Genomic DNA, 17,742 nt, shown 5'->3' on the forward strand with positions numbered 1-17,742 from the left:
ATGTTTTTTGAATTTCGTTTTTGGAAATACCTGTTTAACAGAAATGATCTCATTGTCTCGTTAAAGGAAGAAGCCACGATGAGAGACTTTCAAAGTCGTGTATGGTTCGTCGCAATCTTTGGAGTCCTATTATTTGCACTAAGAGATATTTGGGGACTACACACAGAAGAACTAACAGCTCTATTTGTCAACGGCTATGAAGATACATTTACGATTGCTAGAATCATATCTTTAATAGGAACTATTACTTGGTCCTTAATATACATGGCCCTTCATTTCTTTTTAATCTCGTATATTTTACATAAGTTTACTAAAGTAGAATTATCCAAAGTAGCAATTCTACAACTATTCGTTGTTGCAATTCTTTTAATGGAAAAAGCACTTAACTATTTCTTATATGCTGTAGTTGGCTACACAACCGATTACTCAGTCCTTTCATTTGGACCACTAGCAGCTACGTTTCTAGAACATACCTATTTCAATCATTTCTTCAATGAATTATCCTTGATTACTGCATTAATAATTGCTATTCAATATCATTTTTTACGAGCTTTTACTACGCTATCTGCACGTAAATTATTCTTCTTGTTAGTAGCAATTCAAATAGTTTTAGCTTTTATTACAGCTGGCTTTCAAATACTCCCAATTGAGTCATGGGTCGAAGGGGGGCAAACCAAATGAATAAATGGTTAACTATAGGGATTTCCATAGTCGTCGCTACCTTTATAGGAGCTAATGCGGTTCTCATCTATTCAGATAAAAGTCAAATCAGTAGAACATTTTATGTGAGTGATTATGAACGGGCAAATGAAAATACATATGCTACGGAAATCGAAAAAGAATCCATTGTAATTCCTGCTAATGAGATGTCCGTAGCGATTGATGTAGAAGCTGTGAATGATGTCATTGTAGCAGAAGGAGATTCAGTAGAGGAAGGTAGTGATCTTGCTACACTCAAAACAAATTCTGCTGAAGACCAACGCATGCTATGGGAAACAGAGCAGCAGGCCTATATGCAAGAGCAATCAGAGCTTAATGAAATCATAAGCGACCTGGAATCCGATCGTTATGGAGCCGATCCGAGTTCATCGAGTAATGGACAAGCAACTGGGGGCACGGCAGACGAGATTGTCGATGTAAATGTCCAAGTGGACGTTAACGTATCGCAAGATGGTAATTTTGCTCAAGGGATAGCGGAAGCGAAACAAAAACTAGCAGAAGTAGATCGTAAACTTCAAATTGTCGATGCTCAGCTTGCACAGGATTCAGGGGAACTTTCTTTATTAAGCCCAATAAGTGGCACTGTTTCAACTATTGAAGAACGAAATGGGAAATACTTTATTCACTTATTTGCAAATGAAAAATCAGTCATTACTTACGTAAAAGAATCCGAATGGCATGATATTGAAGAAGGGCAAAGCGTGAAAAACTATTCAACTCACCGTGATGGAGTAGTTGAAGGAAGTATTTTAAGCAAAGTACAAGTACCTGCTAATGCATCTAAATGGTTAACAGCATACGAACAATTTGCAAGCAAAACGGATGAACCGTTGTATGAAGTGCAAATTCAGTTAGCAGAACCATTGGAAGTCTTGCCATTTGCCGCAAATCTAAATTCAGTAATCACTACGAACCAAGCAGAGAATGCTGTGCAGGTAAACTCAAAATGGTTACTCAACCGCTCCGAAAATGCAGCAGAAGTTTATACACTTTCAAGTGAGGGCAGAATCGTTCGGACACCTGTAACCGTACCGTTCGACTTGAAACAGCATGCTATTATTTCAGAAGGGATAAGCAATGGCAACATCGTCCTAAATGAAGACCAAAAAACAGACAATGCCGAAGTATTTCTACCATTCCCAGTAGACCTTCCAACCTGGAATAGCATCAAATCAGTCAGTTGGAAAGACTACGTGAAATACTTAACTTACAAATAAATATCATTAAAACAACCGAAAAGCATTGCGCTGTTCGGTTGTTTTTTTGGAGAAGTGGCTGTATGAGAGAGGTTTCTAGCTATGCGAGAGAGTGTCGACTATACAAGGGCAAAAACTAGTATATACGAGAGAGAATTGTCTTCATGCGAGAGGGAATAGCCTCTATGTGAGAGCGAGGCAGGCATATACGAGAGAGTGTCGCCAATAAGAGAGCAAAATCAGTATATACGAGAGAGATCTATCTTCATGCGAGAGCGAATAAGCAGTATATGTGAGACATGCTAAACTCCAAAACTTCCAATCTCTTTAAAAACCCCTATTAACAACTGAATTTAACTTAGTTATACTAGAGTGATACATTACGCACGGCAGGAGTGGATGACAATGGATCCTAGATTTAAGATTGCGCATAGAGAAGCACTGATTGGTGTTGCACTGGCAATTGTACATTTTATATGGTGGTTTGGTTTTGCATATGGGCTTGGCTCGAAACCAGTAGAGGAATATTCATATATTCTAGGATTTCCAGATTGGTTTTTTTATAGTTGTATTGTTGGTTTTATACTTGTGGCAATTACAGTTATTATACTGGTGAAATTCGTGTTGAAGGATGTTTCGTTAGAGGAAGAGGGGGATGAACAGTGAATATACAAGTAATCATCCCAATGGTCATTTTTCTTGCCATTATTTTTTTCATTGGCTTTTGGTCTAGTAAGAAATTAGAAGCATCGACAGGTGGATTTTTACAGGAGTACTTTTTAGGTGGTCGTGAGCTAGGCGGATTTGTATTGGCAATGACGATGGTTGCTACATATGGTAGTGCCTCCAGTTTCCTAGGTGGACCAGGAACCGCCTATACGATGGGATTTGGCTGGGTGTTACTTGCGATGACTCAAGTAGTGACGAGCTATTTTGTGCTCCTTATTCTCGGGAAAAAGTTTGCCATTTTAGCTCGAAAATATAACGCAATTACATTAATAGATTTTCTGAAAGTACGCTATAGCGATAGTAAAGCAGTTGTTTTACTGGCTGCTGCTAGTATCATTATCTTTTTGTTTTCCGCTATGACCGCCCAATGGGTTGGTGGCGGTCGTTTAATCGAATCGCTAACTGGTCTGAAGTATACGACGGCATTATTTATTTTTGCTGTATCAGTTTTAGTTTATGTAGTTATTGGTGGTTTCCGAGCAGTGGCAGTGACAGATGCTGTGCAAGGCGGGGTTATGGTAATTGGAACGCTCATCCTACTAATCGCAGTCATTATTGCGGGTGGCGGAGTACCGAATATCATGCAGGACCTTTTGAACGAAAATCCAAATTTAGTGACGCCATACGGCAACGAAGGGAATTTATCTGCCGCCTATGTGTCATCCTTTTGGATCCTTGTAGGAGTAGGGGTCGTAGGTCTCCCACAAATGGCAGTACGAGCAATGTCGTACAAAAATACGCGCTCTATGCACCGTGCATTAGTAATTGGAACGCTTGTCACTGGTTTCATCATGCTGAATATGCATCTCATCGGTATTTTTGCTCGACCGGTAATGCCAGGAATCGAAGTAGCAGATACGGTGATTCCGCTTGTCGCATTGAAAATTCTTCCTGCTTGGCTCGCTGGTATCGTGCTAGCTGCGCCACTTGCTGCAATTATGTCAACAGTAGATTCCTTGCTTATTCTTGTAAGTTCTTCTATTGTGAAAGACGTTTATATTAACTATATCAATCCAAATGCAACTGAGAAGAAGGTTAAAAATTTAAGTTTTGGTGTAACCGCAATTTTAGGCAGCATTGTCTTTTTATTGGCATTGAATCCACCAGAACTATTAATATTCTTAAACTTATTTGCTTTTGGAGGACTTGAGGCAGCCTTTATTTGGCCGATTGTGCTAGGATTATACTGGTCATATGGCAATAAATACGGGGCTATTGCATCGATGATTACTGGAATTGTCTCCTATATTGCGCTCCACTTTTACAATCTGGCATATGGAAACTTATTTGATTTACATACAGTAGTAATCCCGGTTGTCTTATCACTCATTGCTTACGTGACATTCAGTTTATTGATTAATAAAACAAAATATATATATTAATAAGGAGATCCTCAGATGAAACAATGGAAAATATATGCAATGCTCGTATTTGTCATGTTCGCTTGGGGAGCTAACGTTTCACTACTCAAATACATGGTGGAAGCAGTCCCACCCGTAACACTTACTGCATTTAGAATACTAGTAGCAGGGTTAGTCGTTGTCGTGATTTTATGGAAAATGAAATTACTACGTAAACCATCGCGCAGTGAGTGGAAGTACATTTTACTCGGAACGCTTACTAATGTGGTGGCGCATCATTATTTTCTAAATATGGGCTTATCCATCACTAGTGCAACTCATGGAGGCTTAATCTTAGGAACTGGACCTATGCTTACAGCGATATCAGCAGCAATCATTTTAAAGTACTACCCATCAAAATTTCAATGGTTGGGGCTAGTACTTGGTCTAGCTGGGATTGCGGTTTCCATTCTCATTGGTAGTGAAACAATGGGAGCAAACCTAGGAGATTTCTACGTATTTTTAGCAATATTTGTGCAAGTATTAAGCTTCATGGTCGTTAGTAAGGCTGCACGAACATTGGACCCACGATTATTGACAGTCTATATGCTTCTAATCGGTGCGGTATTCCTATTTGTCATTAGTTTTATTCAAGAACCTGGAGCTATTAAACAATTTGCTAACACAACGCCAACCTTTTGGGCAGTTTTCTTTGCTTCAGCAGTTGTCAGTACCGCAATTGGTCACCTTATATACAACTATGCGATAGGTCAAGCGGGTGCAACAAAAGCGGCAATATTCATGAACTTAAATCCTATATTTGCATTAATAATTTCTGCACTATTCTTAGGGGAAGTGTTGCACCTTAACCATTTCCTTGGACTAATCTTAATCGTGGCAGGCGTTATGCTAGGCTCAGGAGCTGCAGAAGATTTATGGAAAAAAAGAAAATTAGCTGCAAAAGAATAGTTCTTTGACACTATTAGAGAAATTCAACATAATTCAAAAGTATCTCAACAGATCCCCGATCTCTGGTGAAAATATTACAAATGGCATTCTTCTAGGTGCATTGTGTCCATATACAGCAAGTATCCTTTAGCCTATACTTATATAAAGGCTATTTCACAAAAGAGATGGGGGATATTATGGACTTTCCAGAACTATTAAAACAACTAAACAAAAGTATTGATAGTCTAGACTTAGTATCAGCCAGAAAGTATATTGAAGAAAACATAGAGTTACTAACAAAAAATAGACAGCTGTTACGTGGCAATACCAGAGCAATGTTTGATATCATCAAACAGAAAAAAGATACAGGTGAAAAACCACTAAGCCGTCATGAGATGACCGTAATCTATTCTATAAATAAATACGCTACGAAATTTGATCTCACAGGCCTCAAACTAATAGTGAATAACAACGCAGAACTCTTCATCAATGAAGACATTAAACAATACCTAAACGAAGATGCCAAAACTCTACTCCAAGGCATGCATGTACTCCACAAAAGCGAACACAATTAATGTGCTCGTTTTTTTGTTGGACTGAAAATGGGGATATACCGCGTAGTTCCGAGAGTAAGAGCAACCGCTCCGAGAGCAACCACCTCTCGACCACGAGTAACCACTCAGCAAACTCCAGTATTCCGCACTCATCCGTAAGTAAATAAAATTTATCCACCCGACCCCCATAAAAAGGACAACCTCACCGAATAACTAAGTGTCGAAACAAAAAGACAAAATCCAATTCGAGGTGATGTAACTATGCAGATGAAATTTAAAAAAACTGGAGCAGCATTATTAGTAGCTACAATGACGGTAACGGGAGCGAGTTATGCTTGGGCAAACGAAAATTTGTTCGATACGGTAGACTTGAACAAAGTGCTTGATCAAAAAGAAACGGAAACAGTTGAAGTGCCGAAAACTTCGACACCAGACACTGTGACACCGGTTGTGACAACAGGTGATACAGTAGGTGTGGATATTGAGATTCCTGAAGGATACAACGCTGGAAACTTAGTAGCCCTTTCTAAAGCCTATGAAAATGCTGGTAATGAAACTGCTAAAGCTGCGATTAAACGCAATGCAGAACGCGCTATTGCAAAATTTGAAGCAAAACAAGCAGAAACTCCAGAGCCAATTAAACAAGAAGAACCAAAACAAACAGAACCTAAAAAAGAAGATCCTATTGTACAACCTCCTGTGATGGAGCAGCCGAAAACAGAAATACCTGTAACGGAAACACCTGTAGTAAAGCCTGTTGAAAAAGAACCAGTAGTGAAAGAGACTGTAAAACAACCTAAAAAAGAAATAAAACAAGCTGAAAAAGAAGAAAGAAAAGCTCTACAACAAGAACAAAAAGAAGAACGAAAAGCATTACACGCTGAGCATAAAGAAGAAAAGAACGCGTTAAAAGAAGAGCGTAAAGCTGAAAAGCAAGAACACAAAGAGAACAAAAACCAAAAATAAATCCATTTTGACTAAAACACTATTATTAGAGATGAAATAAATCGTGTAGATACTTTTAATTTCGTCTAGTAATCTAAAATTAATACCGATTTTCATTCTCCCTTTAGCTAAAGTATACTTATTGCCTAAGGGAAATGTGGGAACGGAGGGTATGTATGCTCTTGTCAATAATGCAAGGTCTATTTAAAACAAAACCAAAACAGAATATGCAAGAGCTTATTAAAAAAGCGCAAGCAGGGGACAAGGAGGTTCTAAATGACCTCCTTTTTGCCCATACCCAATTTGCGAAAAAAACCGCCAGTTTCATTTGTAAACGACCTATTGAGGAGCAAGATGAAGAATTCAGCATTGCGTTAAATGGATGTCACGAAGCGATCAATGCATACAGTCCTTCTGAAAATACTTCCTTCCAAACCTTTGCCCATTTAATTATAAAAAGACGCATTATTGATTTTATCCGGAAAGAAACAATTCGCAATAAAAAAGAATTACTGTTTGATACTGATGACAATGCATCAGCGGATGCCCATTTTTTATTAAAACAGCATGCAGTAACTACATACTCAGAAGAACAATTTACACTATCAAGGCAAGATGAACTGTTGAAATACAGCGATCTATTATCAAGCTTTAAACTATCCTTTGACGAGTTAACAAAAGCAGCACCGAAGCATAAAGACGCTAGAAAAACAGCCTTTCAAATTGCTCAAATTATCGCAGATTCAGAGGAACTGTACACACTATTAATGAAAACTAAAAAACTACCTTTGAAAGAAATGGAAGCACTAGTAGAAGTGTCGAGAAAAACACTCGAACGGCAACGAAAGTACATTATTGCAGTTGTACTTCTATTAAATAGTGACTTCGTTTATATAAAAGACTACGTGAAAGGAGAAATCATATGATGCGAAAATATAGGGGCATTATTTGTGAAAAGAAGGCAAGCTACACTGTTTTTCTTACAGAAAATGGCGAGTTTCTTCGTGGAGTTCCGCTTATTGCAGACGTTCAAATAGGTGAAGAAGCAGCGTTTCATTTAATTGCTTCAACCACATCTAAAAGACGGATGAAACCTATCTTCATAGCGCCGGCCTTAATAGCAGCAATCCTCCTTTTATTTTTAGTAGCATCGTGGTTTCCCAAAGCTACTCCTGCATACGCCTATATACAGGTAGAAGGTGATTCGACTATTGAAATTGGCGTAGATGAGGACGGCAAAGTTATTTCCCTTCAATCCTCCACAGAAACAATGAGTGATTGGGAAGGACAACCAATGGACTTGGTGTTAGCAAAAGCGGTAGAACAAATAAGTACGGATAAGAATGAACTTGCAGTAACAGCCGTTTATGAAAAAAAAGATAAACCAAAACTAAAAAAACAAATTGAAAAAGCAGTACAAGAAGTGAATAAAAAACCTTTGCCACAAAAGAATTCTATCGAACCAGAACCAAAAAACACGAAACCTAAAGAAGAAAACGCAAAGCCTCCAGGTCAAATTAAAAAAGAAGAACAGTTACCAAACCCAAATATACCAGCAACAAAAACGGAACCAAAGAACTCACCTATTGAAAAACCAGTTAAGAACAACGAGACAAAAGACAAATCAAATGAAAATAAAGCACAACCTAAAGAAAACAAACCAACAAATAATTCCAACAAAGTCCCAGGTCAAGAAAAGAAAAAGAACGAGGACAAATCAAATAACGGAAACAATGGCAATAAGAATAATGGTAACAATAAAAATGCTAATAACTAACCAAACAAACCCTTTGTACAAAACAAAGGGTTTTTCAATGTATCTGATAAAATCACTAAATATATTAAAAATACAATTGACTTTATAATTATGCAGTATTATACTAATCATTATCTTACGTTTGGAGTGATAAGGATGAAAATAGGAATTATAGGTGCTACGGGTTATGGTGGACTGGAGTTAATAAGACTATTGCATAATCATCCCGAAGCCGAGCGTATTGATTTATTCACTTCTTCAGAAGAAGGAATGCAGTTTTCGAATAAATATACACATTTAATGAATATTTACGATCAGAAACTTCTAGCGATCGAACATAATAGACTAACAGAATATGACGTCATTTTTACGAGTACTCCCTCAGGGGTATCTACGGGGATATTACCTTCTTTAATAGGAAGCGGTCCGAAGCTTATTGACTTGTCTGGTGACTTCCGATTGAAAAACCCTTTAGATTATGAGCAATGGTACCAAAAAGCATCCGCACCACCAACGGCATTAGAAAAAAGTGTCTATGGTTTAACGGAGTGGAATGAAACTGCCATTCAACAAGCTGATCTAATCGCAAATCCAGGATGTTATCCGACAGCGGTATTGTTATCTTTATTGCCACTATTAAAGGAAAACTTAATCGACTCAACGAATATAGTTATAGATGCAAAGAGTGGCGTGTCAGGAGCGGGTAACAAGCCATCTCAAATGACACACTTCAGTGAAACAAATGAAAACACGGCAATTTATAAAATACATCAGCATCAACATATACCGGAAATCGAACAGGCTATTAATATGTTTGCAGGTCAGACATCACCGATCACATTTACAACACATTTAGTACCAATGACGAGAGGAATTCTAGCGACAAGTTATGCTGCACTTCAGTCGAATGTGACCGAGCGGCAATTGACAAACGCGTTGAAAGAAAGATATGCATATGATCCCTTCGTCCGAATTATCGAAGATACGAACAAATTTGGAACCAATCAAGTATACGGCTCTAATTTCTGTGATATTCACGTAAAAGTCGATCCGCGTACGAACCGTGCCACTATCGTTTCGGTTATCGACAACCTCGTAAAAGGAGCAGCAGGCCAGGCAATTCAAAATATGAATGTCCAATTTAATATCGACCAAACGACTGGTCTTCAGCAAGTCCCACTATTTATCTAGACAGAGGAGGAATAACCGATGACGACAAAAACCATTGCGATGAAAAGCATCTCTTATAAAAACATTGCCTCGCCAAAAGGTTTCCAAGCAACCGGAATCCATTGCGGTTTAAAGCATAAAAAAAAGGACTTAGCACTTCTTGTTAGCGAGGTACCTGCAAGCGTAGCGGGAGTTTTTACAACTAACGCAATCAAAGCGGCACCACTACTCATCACAAAAGATGTCGTATATGAAACAGGTAAAATGCAAGCAATCATTGTAAACGCGGGAAACGCCAATGCCTGCACGGGTAAACAAGGGATGGCTGATGCATATACGATGCAGCAACTTACAGCAGACAAACTAGGAATTGATCCGTCACTTATCGGTGTTGCTTCTACTGGAGTAATTGGGGAACTCATGAAAATGGAGCCAGTAATTACAGGTATTCAAAACCTAGACCCAGTAGATGAACTGGAAGGTGCGATTGACTTCTCTTTAGCAATCATGACAACAGATACTGTAACGAAAAATACAACTTACTCAACGACTATTGACGGTAAAGAGGTTATCATTGCAGGTACTGCAAAAGGATCTGGCATGATTGAACCAAATATGGCGACAATGCTTGGTTTTATAACGACTGATGCCAATATCGAATCCAACCATCTTCAAGATGCACTAAAAGCGATCACAGATGTGACTTTTAACGCAATTACAGTGGACGGTGACACATCGACAAATGATATGGTTATTGTGATGGCGAACGGAATGGCGCAAAATAATACGTTAACTCCAGAACATCCAGACTGGGAAAACTTCCTTCAAACCTTACACACCGTGTCGCAAGATTTAGCTAAAATGATTGCCAAAGACGGGGAAGGTGCAACGAAGCTCATTGAAGTGGAAGTAAAAGGTGCCATTACGGATATAGAAGCACGCAAAATCGCAAAAACAGTAGTAGGCTCTCCGCTTGTTAAAACAGCTATTTTCGGAAATGATGCAAACTGGGGAAGAATTATTGCGGCAGTCGGCTATAGTGGTGCAACAATCGATCCAAACACCATTACGATTCTACTTGGTACCACAAAAGTAGTAGAAAACGGCGAGCCAGTTCCTTTCTCAGAAGATGATTTAATCATTTATTTGAAACAGCCAGAAGTTAAAATCTTCGTCGATATTCATCAAGGCAATGGTCAAGGAACTGCATGGGGGTGCGATTTGACATATGACTACGTCCAAATCAACGCAACCTACCGCTCTTAAACGCATCGTCATCAAGCTAGGTGGCAGTATGCTTGAGGGTTTAAATGAAAACTTCTTCACTAACTTCAAAAAACTGCAAGCATCTGGCCACAAAATCGTCATCGTACACGGTGGAGGACCAGCGATCAATGCAGCCCTTGCTGCTAATGGAGTTACGACCACTGCTATTAATGGAATACGTGTGACATCTGCTGAAGCAATCAGCATTGTCCAGTCCACTTTAATAGGTCAAGTAAACCCAGCCCTAGTGCATCAGCTGAATAAAAATAGAATCCAAGCAATCGGTTTGAGTGGCTACGATAGTCAGTTATTAGAGTGCACCATATTAGATGAAGCAACATATGGTTTTGTAGGAGAAATCCAACAAGTGAATACGCCCCTAATTGAAACATTACTGCAGCATGGAATCACTCCCGTAATTTCAAGTATTGGCTGCACGATAGAAGGAAATCCGCTGAATATCAATGCGGACACTGTGGCTAGCAAAGTTGCTTTGGCAATTAAAGCTGAAAGTCTGCAGCTCGTAACGGATACACCAGGCATTAAAATTGGCGGAGAAGTACAAGAAGTGGTTACCTCCGAAAAAATTAGTCACTGGATCAACTCAGGAGATATATACGGAGGAATGATTCCAAAAGTTACCGCGGCTCTTGACTGCTTGACAGCTGGTATTCCATCTGTCGAAATCGTCGGCGATCAACTGTCCGGCACAACAATTTTGCAACAGGAGGTATACGCATGAGCTCATTATTCCAAAACTATACGCGCCGTCCCATTCATCTTGTGAAAGGGAAAGGGACCATCGTGACAGATGCTAACGGAAAAGACTACCTCGATTTCACGAGTGGTATTGCCGTGCTAAGTCTAGGACATACGCATCCTGCGATAGTTCGAGCGATTCAAGAACAAAGTGAAAAGCTCTGGCATATATCGAACCTGTTCGAAAACCCAGAACAAGAAAAACTAGCCGAAACACTTGTAAACGATACGCACTTCGCCCACGCCTTCTTTTGCAACAGTGGAGCAGAGGCAAACGAAGCAGCCATCAAACTAGCGCGCAAACATACAGGGAAACACACAATCATTACCTTTGAAAAGTCATTTCACGGACGCACATTCGGCGCCATGTCTGCAACTGGCCAAGACAAAATACGCAACGGCTTCGGTCCATTGCTTGAAACATTCAAAACTGTCCCATTTAACGACGTATCTGCATTAGAAGCAGTAATCGACGATGAAGTAGGCGCAATCATGCTCGAAGTTATCCAAGGAGAAGGCGGCGTCAACCAAGTAACGCCCGAATTTGCTCAGGCAATCTCGGACATATGTTTAGCAAACGGAATTCTACTCATTATAGACGAGGTCCAAACAGGCATTAGCCGCACGGGAACCCGCTACGCATACGAGCAAACCGTCCTAAAACCTGACATCATGACGTTGGCAAAAGGTCTTGGTGGAGGCTTCCCAATCGGGGCAATGCTTGGAACAGCAGACCTGCATGACTCATTAGGTCCGGGCACTCACGGCACAACCTTTGGAGGAAACCCTCTAGCAGTAGCCGTCGCACAAACCGTATTAGATAACGTATTTGTACCTGATTTTATAGCAGAAGTGAATAAAAAATCTGCTTACTTTATCGAGAAGTTAAGTGAAGCTCTGCCAAGTCATAAAGTTGTTGGCTCTGGCCTCCTACTCGGAATCGTCTGCGAAGAAGAAGTAGCATCCTACATACCAGCAGCCGACGAAGCAGGTCTACTATTAGTTTCGGCAGGACCAAACGTCATCCGTCTCCTGCCGCCACTAACCGTAACAACCGAAGAAATCGACCAAGCCGTCGACATCCTTAAAACAATCCTATCTTAAAAAAAACTTGAATTAAAGCGCTCAGAGAACCGCTATTCACAACCAAGGACCTGCCGAATCGGCAGGTCCTTTACTGTATTGTCTATCTATGTGATAGAGAAAATGCTCTTTGCGAGAGAGTTTTCGCTCTATATGAGAGAACTCCTCCTATACGAGAGGTAAATCAGCCTATACGCGAGTGATCAACACCTGTACGAGAGCGATCTGCATCTATTCTGAAATAAACTCCACATATCCCAAAAAGATTTTCTACAAACTACTGCAGCTACTCTACAAATTCAACCCTAGCAATATAAAACCGCAAAAGTGGCTCGGTTGTTAATTGTTCAAAATATGCGACTACTTCATTTTAACTGCATAATATCCTACAAAACGTAAAAATGGATATTTGATAGATTTACCATAAACAGATAATCTATCATGGAGGTGATAAATATTGATAGTAAAACCCTTCCAAAAAACCCTAGATGCAGAAGGACTAAATTCTCTTGCAACAAGACTCCGAGTATCCCATCCAATGCATGGGAAGATGAAGAAAAAAGCAAAGAATAAAGCCGCAGGAGACATTGGTGAAGAGGTAGTCATGCGAGGATTGGAAAAACTAAAACTCCCATACACATTTCACGTCTATCACAACATAAGTCTTTACTCCGAAAAGCTAATACAAATGGACATTCTTATAGTTACACCACACTATGCAATAATCCTAGAAGTGAAAAATTTCAAAGACACCGTCGAAATTACAACCAACCCCAGCCAAATGGTTCAGACACTTGCTAATGGAGTAATAAATGTCTGTCGAAGCCCTGAATCTCAAGTAGAAGAATATATTTATCAACTAACTCAGTTCTACAAACAATTCAAAATACACCTTCCTGTGCTAGGTGCCGTTGTCTTTGCTTTTGAAACACTGCACATCATCAATTCCTCCAACCGGACAACCGTTCTCTTGCAAAATGAATTAATACCATATCTAAGAGCAATAAAAACCGGAAATCCACTTTTAACGCAACCACAACTCGAAAGAATAAAAAATCTCCTTTTACAGAAAAGTAAACATTATCACCCATTCCCTTTAAGTGAATATTATTCTATTGATCCAAAAGATTTAATCACAGGAGTTATTTGCCAAAATTGTGCCTATATCGGAATGAAGAAATATAAACGTCGATGGATCTGCCCGAAATGTAATGCAACGAGTCAGACTGCACACCAATATACAATGAAAGAGTATTTTCTAATAGCGAGAAAAACAATATCAAACAAAGAGTGCAGAGAATTCCTACACCTAAACAACAACCATGAGGCAACCAGAATAATGAAAAAAGCAAACTTAACTAAAATTGGCAAATCCTCAAGCACTAAATACCAAATGATCTTCCGAGATAAACCCCTTTGACTGAGTCAAAGGGGTTTACTTCTATATGGATGGTAAAAAGAATCTCATATCCTTCAGATAGTGATTCCACTCCACACGAGAGAGAGTCAAGAAAGAACACCACATACGAGAGGGAATCCACTCTATGCAAGAGAGCCCCGCGAGTAAACTGCCCGAAAATCCGATACTTCACTCCACCCCCACCATAAACAAAAAGCCCTCCGCCATCGCGAAAGACCTTCCCCTTAAAAACTATGCGTCATCGTCCATACAGCCACTGCATTCGTATCCCCATCATTTGTAAATCGATGCGGCAGCGAACTATCAAAGTAAATACTATCACCTTCATCGATATAGTATACTTCTCCTTCAATTTCAAGGCGCAAGCTACCGACGAGCATAAACCCACACTCCTCGCCTCCATGGAACATAAGTGGATCTTCGGTACCATCACCAGGAGATACAATCATCTTAAAAAAGCTCATCTGCTTACCTGAACTTGGCGACAATAGTTCATATTCCACGTTAGGGCGCACTCGTTTGATCAGATTGCCTTCGCCTTTACGTGTTAACGTCACTGCGTTACTTTCCTCTGACTCAAAGAACGAAAAGACAGGAACCTTCAAACTGTGGCTTAACTTCCATAACGTCTCTAGAGAAGGAGACACTTGTCCCCGCTCAATTTGCGAGATCATACTCTGGCTCACATTTGTTTTTTTTGCCAGTTCATCGGACGTCAGCCCTTGAAATCTGCGTAAATACCTTATTCGCTTACCAACCTCACTTTTAGGAAATACCAACAAAATCACCCCTTATGAATAAACATGCATTAGACAGAATAATAAAACATATAGACTTAATAATATAATACTACTAAATACATAAAAAACACCATATAATACAAGTATATATAATATATTTTGCACTTATTTTCAAATAGAATCAATAATAATAATATTACAACTAATTATTTATTATGTAGACAGGTGAATAATAATAATTTATACTACTAATAATTCACTAGTTTCATAAGGGGAACTGAATAATAGAGAAAACGGGGGATAAAAACATGAAAAAATGGTTAGTAGCAGTACTTATGATTTCAGTATTAATCATTGCTGGATGTAGCGATGATTCAGGTGGCGGTGTATCAACAGATAACTCCACAATTCAAAAAGCACTAAAAGAAAAGAAACTAGTTATTGGGATGTCTCCAGGGTATTTCCCATTTGATATGAAAGATCCAAATGGCGATTTCGTTGGATATGACGTAGATACTGCAAATGCACTTGCTGAAGCATTAGGAAAAGGTATTAAAGTAGAATTTAAACAATTCACATTTGATGGTTTGGTTCCAGCGCTTAGAACTGGTGAAATAGATATGATTTTTGCTGGAATGACTATTCGTGGTGACCGCGCATTAGCTGTAAGTTTCTCAGATCCGTACTTCCAAACTGGGCAAGCTGTGATGGTACCTGGAACAGATAAAACTACAAAAACGTGGCAAGATCTTGATGTGAAAGGAAACAAAATTGCTGTAGGTATCGGAACGACTGGTGCACTTCTAGCTAAAGATGTTTTCCAAAATGCAGAAATTCTAGACTTTGAAGAATTCCCGTCCGCAGCAGCAGCTATGGCACAAGGGGAAGCAGATGGAGTAGTATACGATGAACCGGCAATTGCCGTTTGGAAATTGAAAAATGGAGACTCGGTGAGAGAAATTGAAGAATTGATTTCGACAGAAAATCTTGGTATTGCTATTCAGAAAAATGATTTCGACACAATTCAATGGGTGAACTCATTCCTAAACAGCTACCTTGGAAGCCCAGCAGAACTTGCATCACGTAACAAGTGGTTTGAAACTTCTGATTGGTTAGATGAAGTAGTAGAAGAATAAAACACTCTAGGAGGAATCAGCTATGTACAACTACGACTGGAGTGTCATTCCAAACAACATGGACGTCTTCATTGAAGGCGCACTTAAAACACTGGAAATCTCAGCAATCGCAATCCTTTTTGCGATTCCAATAGGGATCATCTTTGGACTAGGACGTATATCTAAAAACAAATTTATTTATAGCATCTCATCAGCGTATATAGAAATAATGCGTGGTGTACCACTTTTAGTTCTTTTATTATGGATATTCTTTGTACTCGGACAATTTGTTAGGTTGGGTTCTTATTGGAGTGCTATTGTTGGGCTTGCCTTATTTTCTGCTGCATTTATCGCAGAAATTGTTCGCTCTGGAATCCAAGGCGTACCAAAAGGGCAAATGGAAGCAGCACGCTCACTTGGAATGTCGCATACTAAGGCGATGACGAATATAATTTTACCGCAAGCATTTAGACGAGTATTACCACCGCTCGCATCGCAATTCATTATGCTTATAAAAGATTCGTCACTCGTATCAATTATAGCTGCAACCGACTTAACACTGAACGCTAAAAACCTGGTGGCAACATCGTTTGCTTCTATAGAAGTATACACGTTCGTTGCACTAATTTATTTCATCATGACATTTAGTCTTTCGTTAATCATTCGATACTTCGAAAAAAGATTACTGAAAAGTGAAACATAACGTTAAGGAGGGTGTACCCAAATGATTTCTATCAAAAATGTCAATAAAAGCTTCGGCGACCACCATGTCCTAACCGACGTTTCGCTCGAAGTGCCAAAATCGAATGTAATCGCATTGATTGGCCCAAGTGGAGCTGGTAAATCTACCCTGATTCGTACAATCAATGCATTAGAACCAGTAGATACCGGGGAAATAATAGTAGACGGCACTTCCATCCATGACAAAAAAACCGATATCAACGTAGCCCGCACAAACATAGGCTTCGTATTTCAAAGCTTCAATCTTTTTCCTTTCTTAACTGCACTAGAAAATGTAACAATGGCACCAATGAAGGTAAAAGGATTGAGCAAAGAGGCTGCTGAAAATAGAGGGAAAGAGTTACTTTCCTCTTTAGGACTAGACGACAAATTCGATGCTTATCCAAACAGACTTTCCGGTGGGCAGCAGCAACGGGTAGCAATCGCGCGTGCATTAGCGATGGACCCCCAAGTTATGCTATTTGACGAACCAACATCAGCACTCGATCCAGAAATGGTAACTGAAGTACTCGATGCCATCCGCAAACTAGCAAAAGACGGCATGACCATGGTAGTAGTAACACACGAAATGGGCTTCGCCAAAGAAATCTGCGACGAAATCGTCTTCATGGCAGAAGGGAAAATAGTCGAACGCGCCGCACCATCCAAATTCTTCACCAATCCAGACACCCAGCGTGCACAAGACTTCCTATCTAAAGTACTAAACCACTAGTGAGAAATCTAGTGGTTTTTGTTTTACATTCAACCACTAATACCAAAATAACTTAATTACCACAAAATCCATCCTAACCACCAAAAGGGAGTTCTATGTAACATCTGCATTTCCAGACGCCATAGAAAATCACTCCAAACCTGGCAATGCAAAACCTCTTTAACAACTGAGAAAAATCTCGTGTCATTAATAATTATGAAACCCATTTTGTTAAAAGAACTTTCAGTGAAAGACTACATTATTAAGAAATAAATTCAGGAGACGTTATCTCCATTAGTGTTCAAATATGAATATAGAAAAAAGGGGATACATAAAATCTAACCAGGACAGATTAAATAGATAAGAAATTGGCTACCTGTTATATCCAAATTATAAAACTAAAATTAAACGTACACTATCCACCAAAGATTAAGCTAACAATCATGTAATGCTTTCTAACTGCGACATAAAACCAAGCAACTACACAGAACTTATCCAAAAACACCCCACAAAATCCAAAACTCCAACCACAGCAATCAATAATCGCCCATTCCCATAAAATATGCTAT

18 protein-coding genes and 1 pseudogene are annotated in these 17,742 nt (G+C 39.3%); 17 read left to right on the plus strand and 2 right to left on the minus strand.

Going from position 1 to position 17,742, the window contains the following annotated elements; genetic code table 11:
- The 14 genes from MKX39_RS03310 (at window position 1) to MKX39_RS03375 (ending at window position 13,886) form a co-directional block, all read left to right on the plus strand.
- A complete protein-coding gene (locus MKX39_RS03310) occupies window positions 1–681 on the plus strand; it encodes a hypothetical protein (protein WP_340768262.1) in 681 nt (226 codons plus the stop codon).
- The gene (locus tag MKX39_RS03315; protein WP_340768263.1) at window positions 678–1,937 is read left to right on the plus strand and encodes an efflux RND transporter periplasmic adaptor subunit; all 1,260 of its coding nucleotides are present in this window, start codon (window positions 678–680) and stop codon (window positions 1,935–1,937) included. Before MKX39_RS03310 ends, MKX39_RS03315 begins: the two co-directional genes overlap by 4 nt.
- 378 nt (window positions 1,938–2,315) lie before the next feature.
- Window positions 2,316–2,582, plus strand: a complete 267-nt coding sequence (locus MKX39_RS03320) for a YhdT family protein (protein WP_093538686.1) — start codon at window positions 2,316–2,318, stop codon at window positions 2,580–2,582.
- Window positions 2,579–4,027 carry a sodium/pantothenate symporter gene (gene panF / locus MKX39_RS03325; protein WP_340768264.1) on the plus strand — a complete coding sequence of 483 codons (1,449 nt, stop codon included), beginning with the start codon at window positions 2,579–2,581 and terminating at the stop codon, window positions 4,025–4,027. The genes MKX39_RS03320 and panF overlap by 4 nt, the downstream gene beginning before the upstream one ends.
- A 15-nt stretch (window positions 4,028–4,042) precedes the next feature.
- On the plus strand, window positions 4,043–4,954 hold the full coding sequence (locus MKX39_RS03330; RefSeq protein ID WP_340768266.1) for a DMT family transporter: 912 nt from the start codon (window positions 4,043–4,045) through the stop codon (window positions 4,952–4,954).
- 176 nt (window positions 4,955–5,130) lie between these two features.
- The gene (locus MKX39_RS03335; protein WP_340768268.1) at window positions 5,131–5,508 is read left to right on the plus strand and encodes a hypothetical protein; all 378 of its coding nucleotides are present in this window, start codon (window positions 5,131–5,133) and stop codon (window positions 5,506–5,508) included.
- A 240-nt stretch (window positions 5,509–5,748) separates the two neighbouring features.
- Entirely contained in the window at window positions 5,749–6,453 is a 705-nt protein-coding gene (locus MKX39_RS03340) for a hypothetical protein (RefSeq protein ID WP_340768269.1), read from the plus strand.
- 155 nt (window positions 6,454–6,608) lie between these two features.
- Complete coding sequence (sigI, locus tag MKX39_RS03345; RefSeq protein ID WP_340768270.1) at window positions 6,609–7,358, plus strand: RNA polymerase sigma-I factor; 750 nt, start codon at window positions 6,609–6,611, stop codon at window positions 7,356–7,358.
- Entirely contained in the window at window positions 7,355–8,209 is an 855-nt protein-coding gene (locus MKX39_RS03350; protein ID WP_340768272.1) for an anti-sigma factor domain-containing protein, read from the plus strand. Before sigI ends, MKX39_RS03350 begins: the two co-directional genes overlap by 4 nt.
- A 135-nt stretch (window positions 8,210–8,344) precedes the next feature.
- Window positions 8,345–9,379 carry an N-acetyl-gamma-glutamyl-phosphate reductase gene (argC, locus tag MKX39_RS03355; RefSeq protein WP_340768274.1) on the plus strand — a complete coding sequence of 345 codons (1,035 nt, stop codon included), beginning with the start codon at window positions 8,345–8,347 and terminating at the stop codon, window positions 9,377–9,379.
- Window positions 9,380–9,397: 18 nt separating this feature from the next.
- Window positions 9,398–10,624 carry a bifunctional ornithine acetyltransferase/N-acetylglutamate synthase gene (argJ, locus tag MKX39_RS03360; protein WP_340768275.1) on the plus strand — a complete coding sequence of 409 codons (1,227 nt, stop codon included), beginning with the start codon at window positions 9,398–9,400 and terminating at the stop codon, window positions 10,622–10,624.
- The gene (gene argB, locus MKX39_RS03365; RefSeq protein ID WP_340768276.1) at window positions 10,587–11,366 is read left to right on the plus strand and encodes an acetylglutamate kinase; all 780 of its coding nucleotides are present in this window, start codon (window positions 10,587–10,589) and stop codon (window positions 11,364–11,366) included. Before argJ ends, argB begins: the two co-directional genes overlap by 38 nt.
- A complete protein-coding gene (locus MKX39_RS03370; protein WP_340768278.1) occupies window positions 11,363–12,487 on the plus strand; it encodes an acetylornithine transaminase in 1,125 nt (374 codons plus the stop codon). The genes argB and MKX39_RS03370 overlap by 4 nt, the downstream gene beginning before the upstream one ends.
- Window positions 12,488–13,016: 529 nt before the next feature.
- Entirely contained in the window at window positions 13,017–13,886 is an 870-nt protein-coding gene (locus MKX39_RS03375) for a nuclease-related domain-containing protein (RefSeq protein ID WP_340768279.1), read from the plus strand.
- A gap of 224 nt (window positions 13,887–14,110) precedes the next feature.
- Here the strand turns inward: MKX39_RS03375 and MKX39_RS03380 are convergent, their stop codons facing one another.
- Entirely contained in the window at window positions 14,111–14,443 is a 333-nt protein-coding gene (locus MKX39_RS03380; protein WP_340771320.1) for a cupin domain-containing protein, read from the minus strand.
- Between the two features lie 45 nt (window positions 14,444–14,488).
- Window positions 14,489–14,674 (minus strand): annotated as a pseudogene (locus tag MKX39_RS03385) (helix-turn-helix domain-containing protein); the annotation flags it as partial.
- Window positions 14,675–14,934: 260 nt separating this feature from the next.
- Here MKX39_RS03385 and MKX39_RS03390 point away from each other — a divergent pair.
- From MKX39_RS03390 to MKX39_RS03400, 3 genes are read left to right on the plus strand one after another with little or no spacing between them, the layout of a single operon-like run.
- Window positions 14,935–15,762 carry a transporter substrate-binding domain-containing protein gene (locus MKX39_RS03390; protein WP_340768280.1) on the plus strand — a complete coding sequence of 276 codons (828 nt, stop codon included), beginning with the start codon at window positions 14,935–14,937 and terminating at the stop codon, window positions 15,760–15,762.
- Window positions 15,763–15,784: 22 nt separating this feature from the next.
- Window positions 15,785–16,444, plus strand: a complete 660-nt coding sequence (locus tag MKX39_RS03395) for an amino acid ABC transporter permease (RefSeq protein WP_340768281.1) — start codon at window positions 15,785–15,787, stop codon at window positions 16,442–16,444.
- Between the two features lie 21 nt (window positions 16,445–16,465).
- Window positions 16,466–17,194 (plus strand): amino acid ABC transporter ATP-binding protein, encoded by a 729-nt coding sequence (locus MKX39_RS03400; protein ID WP_340768282.1) that lies wholly within the window; start codon window positions 16,466–16,468, stop codon window positions 17,192–17,194.
- Window positions 17,195–17,742 lie beyond the last annotated feature (548 nt).

Origin of the sequence: Psychrobacillus sp. FSL K6-1464 (assembly GCF_038003145.1) — a bacterium.
Classification (GTDB): domain Bacteria; phylum Bacillota; class Bacilli; order Bacillales_A; family Planococcaceae; genus Psychrobacillus; species Psychrobacillus psychrotolerans.